This window comes from Mycobacterium venezuelense (assembly GCF_054919535.1).
The window spans coordinates 11,804-24,470 of sequence record NZ_JBONDW010000002.1 but is presented as its reverse complement, the minus strand read 5'-3'; the positions used below and the strand labels follow the sequence as shown (position 1 = coordinate 24,470).

Genomic DNA, 12,667 nt, shown 5'->3' with positions numbered 1-12,667 from the left:
GTCGCACCGTCGTTCCCCTCGCCGGGTGGGGCGGGGTCGTGCAGGAGTTCGTCGGGGTGATGGACGTGGTTGATCTGGAGTGCGGTCGTGCCGTCGGTCCAGCCGAGGCGGCCATTGGGCATGACTTTTGTGATGAATTCGCCGCGGGTGACGCGGGCATGGTCGGGCCCGCACGCGAAGAACAGTTTGTCGGCGTCGGTGGCGCCGTCCGGATCCCAATCCGGACTGTGGTGGACCTCGGAGTGATAGCCGGGTTCTGAACAGTTCGGCCGGGTGCATCCGCCGTCGCGGGCATAGCAGATGATGCGTTGGTCGGCGGTGGCGATGCGGGCCTGGCGGGCGAGGTAGAGGGGACGCTCGGTGTGGTCGTCGAAGATCGCCAGATAGTGGATGGCATCAGCGGCCATGCGGATCAGATCCCGCATCGGCAGCGCGGTATCGCCGCCGGTGCGGGCGGGAGTCGGCATCGGAATGTCGGGGTTATGCACGGCGTGCGCGGCCTGATTGAGTTCGGCCAGGGTGGTGCGGGCGATCACGGTGACCGGATGGCCGCGGTGTGAGCCCGTGCCGCCGGACGCGATGCCCAGTTTGAGGCCGAGTTTGATGCCGTCGTGGCAGCGCTGATCGGAGGTGCGGTCGTCGTCGACCTTGGCAAGCGTGCCGTCGGGTAGATGGCGGCCGGGGCGAACCGCGGCGGTCGACACTTCCACAAAGCTGCGGGTTTCAGGGTCGATCCAGCCGTCCAGTCGCGACATGCCGTCGGGGCCTTGTGGGCCGAGACGCAGGCCGCGGCGGCGGGCCCGGTCTTCTTCGTTGTAATGGCCGTCGGGGTTGAAGATCTCATCGATTCGCCGCCCGGCGGTTTTGACGATCTCGGCGTCGTTCTTTCGCGCTTCGCGCACGAGGCTGCGTTCGACTTCGGCGCGGTCGTCATCGGACACACCGGACGGCAGGGTGTCGATGGCCCAGCAGATGGCGCGTAGATGATCGTCACCGATGGCGCCCTCCTCCAATGCTGCTGCCACCAGTGGGAGTTCGGGCGGGGCGGGCGGACCGGTCAGCTGGCGACGCAGTCGAACCCGGGCGGCAACCTTCATGCGGCGCTTGATCTCTTTCGGCGGGATGCGCAGCCGCGCCCACAAGCTATCGGCCACCGCCGGTTCCATCCCGGCTTCGTCCGGCGGATCGGCGATCTCGCCGAAGATCCGGTACATCAGACCTCGGTTCGTGCGCTCTTGACTCTCCAGTCGCTCGGCCATCTCCACGCGAAACTCATTGCCCACCCCATCCGAGCACAGGCTTGCCATCGCGGCGTAGGCGGCGTCCACTTGGTCGGCCAGCGCACGAAGGTGCTCGCGTGCTGCCTCTGCGGTGGTGAACTGAGCCATGACCCGAACGTACCGAACGCATGTGCGAAATGCCGTGGGTCTCGACCTGCCAGGGCGAATCTGTGGATGAAAACGAAACTGGGGATAAAAGCGCGCTTCAGACGGCCCGTGCGCCGAATGTGTCAGTGGCACGTGGTAAGTGGCCGACTGGCCCGTGCGTCTACGGCAACCGGCCGGCGAAACCGGGGTCGACGTCGGGCTGGACGAAGCGGAAATGCGAGTTGGCCTTCTGCAGGAATCGGCGTTCGAACTGCGCTTCGATCTGCTTGCCGTCGAGCGTGCCGGTGAGCACGAGCCGATCCGGCTCGTCCTGGCGGTAGTAGAGGACGATCGGCTCGGACCCCTCGGGATCGGTGAGTTCGATGCGGTCATCGCGGAATTCGACCTCGTACGCCGTGACGTAGCCTGCCGCGTTCTGCGTGACGACGCTCTTGTAGTCGCTGGCCCGATATGTGATCGCGACGTTGATCCAGGGCTCCGGTGCGGTGTCCTGCAGCGTCGCCTGCCGACCGTTGATCGTGAAAGATGTTGTGCGCCAGACTCCATCGATTTCCGACTGCCGCTCGTGCATGTAACGCAGAGCCACGATGCCGAACGTGGTGGTGAGCACGATGCAGGCGCCTGCGAGCACCCACTTCGTCACCGTACCGGTGCGGCGCAGCCACCGCGTGCTCGAGCCCAGCGGTGCCCACAGCGTCACCGGTTCGACGGTTCGGCGCTGCAGCAGCGCCACAGCCAGGGTGCGCCAGTAGGGTGCGGTGATTCCGACGGCGATGAGCAGCAGCTGCCCGGAGACCTGTTTGACCGGTACGTCGTAGAACAGGTTCAACAGGAAAACCTGGCCCATCGCGACGATGGCGAACAACGCACCGATCAGCCACGTACGCCGCCACAGAAGCAGCACGCCGGAGACGAATTCGACCAGGCCCGCGGCGATGGAGTACGGGGCGGAGGCACCCATGAAACCCCACAGCGTGTTCATCAGATTGACGTCGCCCACCAGTTGGATCTGATAACTGGGCAATGCCATGTAACCCATCTGGGCGGGGATGACCTTGGCCAGTCCGTACACCAACATGGAAATCGCGAGCGCGAATCTCGCGGCGACCAGTAGAAGCGCCGCGAGGCCACGGTAATTCGGCCGCTGCCGGTCGAGTGCCGTCCAGACGGCGGTGATCACGAGGGCCACCAGGATCCAGCCCGAGTGGTAGCACCACGTGGCCAGCGAGTCGCCAGAGCCCGACAAGTTGAGGGTTGTGCCCTCACCGCGGGCGACCAAGCTGCCGAGCTGGGCGAGGATGTCCAGCAACGGCTTCAGCAGCACAGCCAGGCCGAGGTTGCCGTAGACGGACAGAATGAGGATGCCGCCGCCAACCGTGAACAGCAGGCGAAAAACGAGCTTCTGCACCGGCGTCCAGATCGGAAGCGGCGTCGTGGGTGTATCGGTTGTCTGATGATCCGACAAATCGGCTGCGCTCGTCACGCCAAGACGTTAGCGGAGTGCGGTGGGTGCGTCGCGGGGGTTAACCTCCAAAAACGGGCTGGGCTCAGGCGTTTTGAATGCGCGATCGCTCAGAACTGTTTGACGAGGCTCATCGAACGGTCGACGGTGGTGAATCCCAGCTTTTCGTACAACGCCAATGCGCCTGTCGGACTCTCGAAGTCGACGTCGAGGACCGCACGGTCGAGCCCGTCGGCCCGGTAGGCGCGCATGGTGTGGGTGAGCAGTGCTTGGGCGAGCCTGCGTCCCCGCCATTCCCGCACGACGCCCACCGAGTTGATATATCCGAAGGTGTGGCCGACGAGCGCCCATTCTTCCTTGTTGACCTCACTGAGCACGTAGGCGACAACCTGGTCGTTGCCATCGGCATCGGTGGCCACGGCAAGGAACGACAGGTCGGGCCGTGTGATGCTGAGCCGATCGCCGATCTGCCATTCTTCTTGCGTGACGGGTTGGCTGGCCCAGTGATCGCGGAACGCGTCGTTGTGCGCATGCCGGGTCGACTCCGACCAATCGGGACCGTAGTTGACTACCCGCACCGAGTTATCCAGGGCGACATCGGGAATCGGCTCGGCGAGATTGCGTTCCAACTCGTGCCACCATCTCACCGACTCGTAGCCATTGCGGTGCAGCAAGCGCAGTTTCGCCGTGGCGACCTCGTTCGCACCGGAACCCAGCCATCCGGGCAGGCGCTTGTCCGAGCCGGCGAGATGCTGCAAACCACGTTGCTCTTGCCAGCGCAGGAGCGCGGTACCGATGCCTTCGCCACGGCGGTCGGGGTGTACCGCGCCGTCGAGGGCCACCTGTACGAGTGATTCCTGACTCGAGCTCAGGGTCGAAGTGCCGTACGCGACGGCCTGTCCGGACGAGTCGAACGCGATCATGGTGTCGGCCGCCGGATCGAAATCGGATCGCGTGAACTCCTCGGTGATTTCTTCCTTCGTGACCAGAAAGCGCGGGTGGTCGACGGTGCCCGCGGCGCGCAGGAGCACCCAGATGGCCGCGATGTCGTCCTTCGTCACCGCGCGCCACGTCAGGTCTTCGCCGACGGTCGGGACGTCAACCGTCGCAGGGGCGCTGACTCGGGCGCTGAGGGGTAGATCGAGGGCCGGTGTATGGCCGGATGTCATCGTGGTCCTTTCGCCATCGTCGTGACATCGGGACCATACCGACGGCGGGCGGCAGCAATCGACCGAATTTCCCGCACCCGCCGATCCCTCGGGAGCTGGTCTTCAGTTCGGTTGGCGGCCACCGCCGTTCAGCGGCCGGTGCTAGGGCTGCACGTACCCCGGCGGGTTCGGCGTGTCCACCCACAGATCCACGCCGAGATCGGAGCCAGGCACACAGTCGTACACCGACAGGTCGGTGACGCCGTTGTCGAGCAGCACGTCCTCGCACAGCAGGCTGTTACCGGTGAACTCCCGCGCCGGTTTGTTGAAGATCGCGTAGGCGGCATCGGCATACACGTCGGGCTTGCGTGCGCGACCCATCGCCTCGTCGCCGCCGAGCAGGTTCTGCACGGCCGCGGTCGCCACCAGGGTGCGCGGCCACAACGTGTTCGACGCGATACCCGCCTCGCGCATCTCTTCGGCAATACCCAACGCGCACAGCGTCATTCCGAACTTCGCCATCATGTAAGCGGTCGGCTTGAGCCATTCGGACTCCAACCGGATCGGCGGCGAGAGCGTCAAAATGTGCGGGTTCTCCCGGCCTTTCATGTGCGGGATGCAGGCCTGCGACACGGCGTAGGTACCGCGGATCTGGATACCGTTCATGAGATCGAACCGCTTGAGCGGCACCTCTTCGATCGAGCCCAGATTGATCGCCGACGCGTTGTTGACGCAGATGTCGATGCCGCCGAACTGCTCGACGGCCTTGGCCACCGCACCGGCGACCGAATCGCCGTCACGCACGTCACCGACGATCGGCAAGGCCTGCCCGCCGGCCTCCTCGATCTCCTTGGCGGCGGTGTAGATCGTCCCCTCGAGTTTGGGGTGCGGTTCGGCGGTCTTGGCGACCAGCGCGACATTGGCGCCGTCGGCGGCCGCCCGCTTGGCGATCGCCAGACCGATACCGCGGCTGGCACCGGAGATGAACATGGTCTTTCCGGACAGAGTCATGAGGTCACCCTATTCCGTGAGCTTGCGCAACACTCCCAACACATTGGCGATCACGGCCGAATGCTGAGTCCAGGCCGCGACCAGGTCAACGCCCAGGGACGCCGGGGCCAGCGGCACGTATCGGACACCGGCGATGTCGAGTGCGGCCGTCGGGGCGGGGGCGATCGCGATGCCGATCCCGGCGGCAACGAGGGTCACGAGCGTCGACGTTTCGGAGACCTCCTGGCGGATCCGTGGAACAAAGCCGGCGTCGGTGCAGATCGCGGTGACCAGGCTGCTCATCACCGACCGTCCGTGGCCGGCGTGGACAACGAAGGCCTCGTCCCGCAGATCGTCGACGGTCACCTCGGCGCGGTCGGTGAGACGATGGTCGGCGGGCAGGGCGGCCAGCAGACGGTCGCGGCGCACCGTTTCGGTCATGACGCCGTCGTGAATCACCGGCGGACGCAGCAGGGCCAGGTCGAGCGCGCCCGACACGAGGGCCTCGAGTTGGGCGGGCGCCAGCATTTCGCCCCGCACACTGACCTCGACCCCGGGCAGCGATTCGCCGAGCGCTCGCACCAACTGGGGGAGCAGCGAGTACGTGGCCGAACCGACGCACCCGATCGCCACCCGGCCCTCGATTCCCGCGGCGATGCGCCGCGCCTGGCCGCCCGCTTCCTCAACCGCGTCGAGGATTTCTACGGCCCGCTGCAGGTAAGTACGGCCGGCAGGCGTCAGCTCGACACTGCGCGTGGTGCGGGTCAACAGCGCGACACCCAGTTCACGTTCGAGCTGACGGATCTGCTGCGACAGCGGCGGCTGGGCGATGTGCAGGCGTTCCGCCGCGCGGCCGAAGTGCAGTTCTTCGCCGACCGCCCGGAAGTAGCGCAGGTGACGCAGTTCCACGATTCAGACTCCACGAATATCAATTAGGCGTATCTGAGTATTTCAGAATATGTGTCTGGTTGCCTAACGTCGAAGGCATGACTTCGGCTTCATCCGCGTCCCAAGTGGTCATCTGCAGCCCGATCCGAACGCCGGTCGGACGGATGGGTGGCGCGCTGGCAGCGCTGACGGCGACCGACCTGGCCACGATCACGCTGCGTGAACTCGTCACCCGCACCGGCTTGGGTGAGAACGACATCGATGACGTCGTGCTGGGTAACGGATACGCCAGTGGCGAAGCCCCCTCGATCGGCCGCATCGCCGCGCTCGATGCGGGCCTCGGCACGGGCGTGCCCGGCCTGCAGATCGACCGGCGCTGCGGATCGGGATTGCAGGCGGTGCTCTACGCCGCCGGACAGGTCGCGACCGGTGCAGCCCGAACGGTTGTCGCCGGCGGCGCCGAGTCGATGTCGAACGTCGAGCATTACGCGCTCGGGTTGCGTACCGGTGTCCGGCAGGGCGGCATCGCTCTGCAGGACCGCTTGGATCGCGCGCGTGAAACAGCCAGTGGTGCAAACCATCCCATTCCGGGCGGGATGATCGAGACGGCCGAGAACCTGCGCCGCGAATACGGCATCTCGCGCGACGATCAAGACGAACTGGCGCTGCGCTCGCATCGGCGCGCGGTCGCCGCACACGACGCAGGCCGGTTCGCCGACGAACTCGTGCCGGTGACCGTGCCGGGCAAGCGGGGCAAACCCGACACCGTCGTCGACCGCGACGAGCATCCCCGCGCCGACATCAGCATCGAGCAACTGGCCTCGCTGCGCCCGATCCGCGGCAAGGTCGATTCGGAGGCGACGGTGACGGCAGGCAACGCCTCGGGCCAGAACGACGGCGCAGCGATGTGTGTCGTCACGACCCGCGCTGAAGCCGAAAAACGAGGGTTGACACCGCTTCTGACGCTGCGTTCCTGGGCAGTCACCGGATGCGCGCCGGAAACGATGGGCATCGGACCTGTCAGCGCCACGGCCGCGGCGCTCGACCGCGCCGGCCTTGTGCTTGACGAGATCGACCTCATCGAGCTCAACGAGGCGTTCGCGGCCCAGGTGCTCGCGGTCCTGGACCGGTGGAAGGTCGACCCGCTCGATGACCGGGTCAATCCCAACGGATCCGGCATTTCGCTGGGCCATCCGATCGGTGCCACCGGTGCGCGCATCCTGGCCACCGCGGCATACGAGGCCGCGCGCCGAGATGCCCGGTACGTGCTGGAGACCATGTGCATCGGTGGGGGACAAGGCCTCGCGGCGATTTTCGAGGCTGTGCGATGAACGTCCACCACATCGTGACCGGGCGGCCCGACGCGCCCGTCGTCGTGTTCTCCAACTCCCTGGGCTCGACCCACCGCATGTGGGATGCCCAGTTGGCCGCGTTCGAGGAACGGTTCCGCGTGGTGCGCTACGACACCCGCGGGCACGGCCAGTCGCCGGTGCCCGACGGCCCCTACTCGATCGATGACCTCGCCGATGACGTCATCACGCTGCTCGACACACTCGACGTGGAACGCGCGCACGTGGTCGGGCTGTCATTGGGCGGCATGACCGCCATGCGGCTCGCCGCGCGGAACCCCGAGCGCGTCGACCGGTTGGCCCTGCTGTGCACGGGTGCGCAACTGCCGCCGGCCTCGGCGTGGATGGACCGAGCGGCCACCGTGCGTGCCGACGGAACCAAGGCAGTTGCCGAAGCCGTCGTGGCGCGGTGGTTCACGCCGCAATTTCTGGCCGAGCGGCCCGACCTGAAAGCCGAGCACGAAGCCATGGTTGCGGCGACACCGGCCGAGGGCTATGCGGGCTGCTGCGAGGCCATCGCCGCGCTGAATCTGCGGGCCGACCTGCCGAACATCACCGCGCCGACGCTGGCGATCGCCGGAACCGACGATCCCGCAACACCGCCCGCGAAACTGGCCGAGATCGCCGACAACGTGCGCAACGGCCGCCTGGTCGAGGTGGCGCATGCTGCGCACCTCGCCAACGCCGAGCAGCCAGGCATCATCACGCCCGCCCTCATTGACTTCTTGGAGCAATCATGACCCTCAACAAGGTGGTCGAATCGGCGGCCGCAGCCGTCGCCGACGTTCCCAGCGGTGCGAGCCTCGCCGTCGGCGGATTCGGTCTGGCCGGCATCCCGTGGTTCTCGATCGAGGCGCTTCTGGGGCAGGGCGCCGACGATCTGACGATCGTCTCGAACAACTGCGGCGTCGACGGCGCCGGGCTGGGCCTGCTGCTGGAGGCGGGCCGCATCAGCCGGGTCATCGCGTCGTACGTCGGCGAGAACAAAGAGTTCGCACGCCAATACCTCGCGGGCGAACTCACCGTCGAACTCACCCCTCAGGGCACTCTCGCGGAGCGGATGCGGGCCGGCGGCAGCGGGATTGGCGCGTTCTTCACACCCACCGGCGTGGGCACGCTGGTCGCCGAGGGTGGCCTGCCGTGGCGCTATCACCCGGACGGCACCGTCGCGCTGGCCTCGCCCGCGAAGGAGGTTCGCACGTTCGGCGGCAAGGAGATGGTGCTGGAAGAATCCATCGTCACCGACTACGCCCTCGTCCGGGCCGCCGTCGTCGACAAGGCGGGCAACTGCAAATTCCATGCTGCCGCACGGAATTTCAATCCACCGGCCGCGATGTCCGGACGGGTCACCGTGGTCGAGGCCGAGCAGGTCGTCGAAGTCGGCGAACTGCATCCCGACGAGATCCACCTGCCTGGCATATTCGTCAAGCGCATCGTCGCGCTTACGCCGGAACAGGCCGCGCACAAGGACATCGAAAAACGCACCACCCGACCGCGGCCGGACGCCGAGGAGGCAGCACGATGAGCTGGACCCGCGAACAGATGGCAGCGCGAGCCGCGGCCGAACTGCACGACGGCGACTACGTCAACCTCGGCATCGGTTTGCCCACGCTCATTCCGGACTACCTGCCGGATGGCTCGGACGTCACATTGCACGCCGAGAACGGGATCCTCGGCGTCGGCCCGTTTCCGTATGACGACGAGGTCGACCCCGATCTCATCAATGCAGGCAAGCAGACCGTGTCCGTGGTCGCCGGTGCCTCTTTCTTCGACTCGGCAACGAGTTTCGCGATGATCCGCGGCGGGCACGTCAATGTCGCGGTGCTTGGCGGTATGCAGGTAGCGGCCAACGGCGACCTGGCCAACTGGATGGTGCCGGGGTCGATGGTCAAGGGCATGGGTGGCGCGATGGATCTCGTCAGCGGAGCCGGCCGCGTCATCGTGCTGATGGACCATGTCGCCAAATCCGGTGCCGCCAAACTTGTTTCGTCATGCAACCTGCCGCTGACCGGCAAGGCGGTGGTGAGCCGCGTGATCACCGACCTCGGCGTCTTCGATGTCACCGGTGACGGCTTCCGGGTTGTCGAGCTCGCGCCCGACGTCGACTACGACGACGTGGTGGCCAAAACCGGCGCGGCGGTCATCGACGGTCGCGTTCCCGCGCGCGTTTAGGGTCCGTCAGCGAGTAGATCAGCCCGCCGCGTTGGGCAGCAGCGGCGGGCACTGGCCACCCGGATCGGCGACGAGCTCGAAATGCCACAGTTCGTTGGCATAGATCTGGCACAGCCCGAACCGCGAGCCGTTGGCGATCAGCCAGTGATCGGCGCCCACGCCGCCGATATCGACCGCCTCGCCGGTGACGTGCCGGGATGCGGCCGGAGTCTGCACGTACTCGCGTGCGGCGGCCAGGCTTCCGTACGTCTGTACCGCGTCATCGAGCAGGCTCTGCTGAAACTCCGCGGACCGCCACCCCGAGGTGACGGTCATCGTGATGCCCTCCGCCGCCGCGGCCGTGGCAGCGTTCTGGATGGCGGTCAAAAGCCGCGGGTCGAGCCGGCTGATGGCCGGATTCTGCACGTCGAACGGGGTCAGGGTCTGACCGTTGGCCAAGGACCCGTCACCGGGGTCGATCGCGATGGTGTTGTCGGCCAGCTCGATCTGCGGGGCAGCCGGCGATGTGCCGAGCGCCGCGACGACTACACCGGCGGCCAGCGACGCGACCGCACCGACCCCCAGAATCCTCCCCGTCATCGTGCCCACATTACGCACCGTCGGGTCATCTGCGAAGTGCAGCTAACTCTGCGCGTGACCGAACACCCAACTTTGCGTACACCCGGGTCAGGTGGTACTGCACGGTCTTGGGAGAAACGAACAGTTCAGCAGCTACTTCACGGTTGGACAGGCCCTGCGCCACGAGCGAGGTCACTGCGTCTTCCTGCGGCGTCAGCTCGACGCTGTCGCGCGATCCGCGCAGTTGGTGCAGCCCGCCTGCTTTGAGTTCGCGCTCGCAGCGGGCCACGACGGCGTGCGCGCCGAGCGACAGGTACAGGTCGCGGGCGGTGCTGATGACGGCATCGGCCTCCCGGCGCTTGCCGGCGCGGCGCAGCGTCTGACCGTAGGCGAAGTTGATGCGTGCCCGGTCGTAGCGCAGCGGCAACCCGTCGAGCAGGGCCAGTGACTCCTCGAACTTGGTGCGCGCCGCTGCGAGGTTTCCCTGGGCACCCAGGAGCCTGCCGCGGGCGTATCCGAGCCGTGCCATCGCCGAGCGATGCCCACGTTCCTCGGCCTGCTCTTCGTGCGGACGCAGGAATGCGTCCGCGGCCTCCAACTTGCCGTCGATGACCAGAGCGTTGGCCATCAGGTCGGGCCACGGCCAATAGCCGGGTTCGGCGAGTGAGGTGCCCGACGCCATCGCGGCGAGTGGCTCCACGACGCGTAGTACCTTCGCATAGTCCGCCTCGGCCTCCGCGACCTGCGCCCGGGCAAGAATGGTCGGTATCCGCATCATCTCGTAGTCCTGGGTGACCACGTCGGCCGCGCGTACCGCGGATTCCGCTGCGGCCCAATCGCCACGCAATGCATGTATCTGTGCCGCAGTCCATTCCAGAAGCGGTGTGACGATCACGATACCGCTGGAGTCAGCGAGGTCGCGGCCGGATTCGACAGTGGCCAGGGCGGCGTCCCAATCACCGCAGACGAATTGCACGCGGGCCAACCACCCCTTCGCCCACAGCGTGATTCGCGTCGAACCGCCCAAACTCGCTGTGGCCACCGCGCTTTCCAAGTTGCTTCGGGCTGCGTCGACGTCGTCGCGAATGAGCTGGAGCCAGCCCCGGCCCATGGTGATGCGCTGCGCCTGTGCACCGTGCCGAAGCCGGCCCGCCAGCGCGTCGTAGGAGGCGGTCGCCTCATCCGGACGTCCCGCGGCGGCGAGTCCGAGTCCGCGGATAGCGGCGGACTCGATCCGGGTCGGGGAATCGCGATCGGCCAGGCGCAACGCGGTATCGGCCCAGGCGACCAGTTCGTCGCCGCGGCAGCGCACGAGCGAGTGCAGCACGTAGCGCTGCGCGATGAGCGCGGCTATCTCGGGATTGCGCTCGGTGTTGACGATGTCCCAGGCGCGACGCAGTCGCACCTCGGCCTCGGTGGCACGACCCCGCAGGATCGCCAGATACGCCAGAACGGCGTTGCGCAAAGGTGTTTCGCGCAGAATCTCGACAGCCGGGACGAGGGCCGCGGCGGCGCTACAGTCGCCGGCGGCGACAAGCGCGTCGACCGATCGCGTGAGCCGTTCGTCGCGCAGCAAGGGGTCGGGCGTGAGCCGGCTGGAGTCGCGGAACAACGTGGCCGCTTGCGCCCACGCGCCTTCGATGCCGCGCGCGTGTGCCATCGCATCGACCTCGTCGGCCAGCTTTTCGTCGGGCAGCGGCGCTGCCGCAACCCGATGCCGAAGCTGCCGGGCCGGGTCGGTGACGATCTCGGCGGCACGGCGATGCGCGTCGGCAACGGCCCGCACCCCCATCAGCTGCAGCACTGCGGTTCGGCATAGCTGATCAGGCAGACTGGGTTCGAATTGTGTTGTCTGCACCAGTAATCCGGCCGAAACTCCGGCGTCGAGACCGCCCAGCGGGTCATCGGCGCCCGCCAGCGCGGCTGCCTCCGCCAGGGATGCGCCGTCACCCAGCACGGCGAAGGCCTCCACCAGTGCGCGCCCGTCGGTACCACAGTGCTGCAGGGCGGCCTTGACGGAAACCAGGACGTGCGAGGGCGCAGGCAGGCTCGAATCCGGGCGGGCCCACAGCGCCGCAGGTGCCTCGTCGAGGAGGGCCAGCACGTCGCGCGGGTTACCTCGGGTGTGCCGGGTCAGTGCGTCGACCATCGCGGGATGCAGTGTCACTCCACGCCGGCGGGCGATCTCACCGACCGCGCTGGGCGGCAGCCCGGCCAACCGGATCTGGTTCGCGACGATGTCAGCGGACACGCCGTCGACGGTCTCAATGCCGAGCGCAATCAGCACGGGAATCTCACTCTGATGCCGTACCAGCATCGAAATAGCCTGCAACGAAACAGGATCAGCATTGTGCGCATCGTCGATCACCAGCAGCATCGTGCCGCGACCGGTCAAATGGTCGACCAGGTGCGCCGCGGCGTCGAGCGGATCCGCTGGCAACTCGTCCTGGAGCAGTTGGGCGAGCACGCCGGCGGGTAGATCGGACTCCCATGCGGTGGCCTGAGCCCACCGGCCAGACCGCTGTGCCGCGAGTTCCCTCAACACGGCGGTCTTGCCGATGCCGGGTTCGCCGGTCACCGCGACAACGACCGCGCCGTGCTCGGCCTCGGCGAGCAGGTCTGACAGTTCAGCCAGTTCGCGCTCCCGGCCGATGCATCCTGTCGAACCGACCACGTCCACATCGTACGGCGCACGTCCGAGCGGTCAGGCCA

At 67.0% G+C, this 12,667-nt stretch carries 10 protein-coding genes and 1 pseudogene; 4 read left to right on the top strand and 7 right to left on the bottom strand.

Annotation, left to right across the window (positions count from 1 at the left end):
• Positions 1 to 23: 23 nt before the first annotated feature.
• The 5 genes and pseudogenes from ACRCUN_RS02755 to ACRCUN_RS02735 form a co-directional block, all read right to left on the bottom strand.
• Positions 24 to 1,388 (bottom strand): annotated as a pseudogene (locus ACRCUN_RS02755) (DUF222 domain-containing protein); the annotation flags it as partial.
• 160 nt (positions 1,389 to 1,548) lie between these two features.
• Positions 1,549 to 2,853 carry a hypothetical protein gene (locus ACRCUN_RS02750; protein ID WP_462140559.1) on the bottom strand — a complete coding sequence of 435 codons (1,305 nt, stop codon included), beginning with the start codon at positions 2,851 to 2,853 and terminating at the stop codon, positions 1,549 to 1,551.
• A 107-nt stretch (positions 2,854 to 2,960) separates the two neighbouring features.
• The gene (locus ACRCUN_RS02745) at positions 2,961 to 4,019 is read right to left on the bottom strand and encodes a GNAT family N-acetyltransferase (protein ID WP_462140144.1); all 1,059 of its coding nucleotides are present in this window, start codon (positions 4,017 to 4,019) and stop codon (positions 2,961 to 2,963) included.
• 141 nt (positions 4,020 to 4,160) lie between these two features.
• A complete protein-coding gene (locus tag ACRCUN_RS02740; RefSeq protein ID WP_462140143.1) occupies positions 4,161 to 5,009 on the bottom strand; it encodes an SDR family oxidoreductase in 849 nt (282 codons plus the stop codon).
• 9 nt (positions 5,010 to 5,018) lie between these two features.
• Positions 5,019 to 5,897: a LysR substrate-binding domain-containing protein gene (locus ACRCUN_RS02735; RefSeq protein ID WP_462140142.1), complete on the bottom strand. Its 879-nt coding sequence runs from the start codon at positions 5,895 to 5,897 to the stop codon at positions 5,019 to 5,021.
• 77 nt (positions 5,898 to 5,974) lie between these two features.
• On the opposite strand from ACRCUN_RS02735, the gene ACRCUN_RS02730 reads away from it, so the two are divergent.
• The 4 genes from ACRCUN_RS02730 to ACRCUN_RS02715 are packed head-to-tail and all read left to right on the top strand — an operon-like array spanning position 5,975 to position 9,397.
• Positions 5,975 to 7,207 (top strand): acetyl-CoA C-acetyltransferase, encoded by a 1,233-nt coding sequence (locus ACRCUN_RS02730; protein ID WP_462140141.1) that lies wholly within the window; start codon positions 5,975 to 5,977, stop codon positions 7,205 to 7,207.
• The gene (gene pcaD / locus ACRCUN_RS02725; RefSeq protein ID WP_462140140.1) at positions 7,204 to 7,965 is read left to right on the top strand and encodes a 3-oxoadipate enol-lactonase; all 762 of its coding nucleotides are present in this window, start codon (positions 7,204 to 7,206) and stop codon (positions 7,963 to 7,965) included. The genes ACRCUN_RS02730 and pcaD overlap by 4 nt, the downstream gene beginning before the upstream one ends.
• Positions 7,962 to 8,750, top strand: a complete 789-nt coding sequence (locus ACRCUN_RS02720; RefSeq protein ID WP_462140139.1) for a CoA transferase subunit A — start codon at positions 7,962 to 7,964, stop codon at positions 8,748 to 8,750. The genes pcaD and ACRCUN_RS02720 overlap by 4 nt, the downstream gene beginning before the upstream one ends.
• Positions 8,747 to 9,397, top strand: a complete 651-nt coding sequence (locus tag ACRCUN_RS02715; protein ID WP_462140138.1) for a CoA transferase subunit B — start codon at positions 8,747 to 8,749, stop codon at positions 9,395 to 9,397. The genes ACRCUN_RS02720 and ACRCUN_RS02715 overlap by 4 nt, the downstream gene beginning before the upstream one ends.
• Positions 9,398 to 9,415: 18 nt before the next feature.
• Here ACRCUN_RS02715 and ACRCUN_RS02710 read toward each other — a convergent pair whose 3' ends face one another.
• Together ACRCUN_RS02710 and ACRCUN_RS02705 are read right to left on the bottom strand one after the other, a co-directional pair.
• Complete coding sequence (locus ACRCUN_RS02710) at positions 9,416 to 9,976, bottom strand: M15 family metallopeptidase (RefSeq protein ID WP_462140137.1); 561 nt, start codon at positions 9,974 to 9,976, stop codon at positions 9,416 to 9,418.
• Between the two features lie 25 nt (positions 9,977 to 10,001).
• Entirely contained in the window at positions 10,002 to 12,629 is a 2,628-nt protein-coding gene (locus tag ACRCUN_RS02705; protein ID WP_462140136.1) for a helix-turn-helix transcriptional regulator, read from the bottom strand.
• Between the last annotated feature and the right edge of the window lie 38 nt (positions 12,630 to 12,667).

Coding starts and splice junctions, on each gene's coding strand:
- ACRCUN_RS02745 (WP_462140144.1), bottom strand. CDS start 4,019: ATGACATCCGGCCATACACCGGCCCTCGATCTACCCCTCAGCGCCCGA.
- ACRCUN_RS02740 (WP_462140143.1), bottom strand. CDS start 5,009: ATGACTCTGTCCGGAAAGACCATGTTCATCTCCGGTGCCAGCCGCGGT.
- ACRCUN_RS02730 (WP_462140141.1), top strand. CDS start 5,975: ATGACTTCGGCTTCATCCGCGTCCCAAGTGGTCATCTGCAGCCCGATC.
- pcaD (WP_462140140.1), top strand. CDS start 7,204: ATGAACGTCCACCACATCGTGACCGGGCGGCCCGACGCGCCCGTCGTC.
- ACRCUN_RS02720 (WP_462140139.1), top strand. CDS start 7,962: ATGACCCTCAACAAGGTGGTCGAATCGGCGGCCGCAGCCGTCGCCGAC.
- ACRCUN_RS02715 (WP_462140138.1), top strand. CDS start 8,747: ATGAGCTGGACCCGCGAACAGATGGCAGCGCGAGCCGCGGCCGAACTG.
- ACRCUN_RS02710 (WP_462140137.1), bottom strand. CDS start 9,976: ATGACGGGGAGGATTCTGGGGGTCGGTGCGGTCGCGTCGCTGGCCGCC.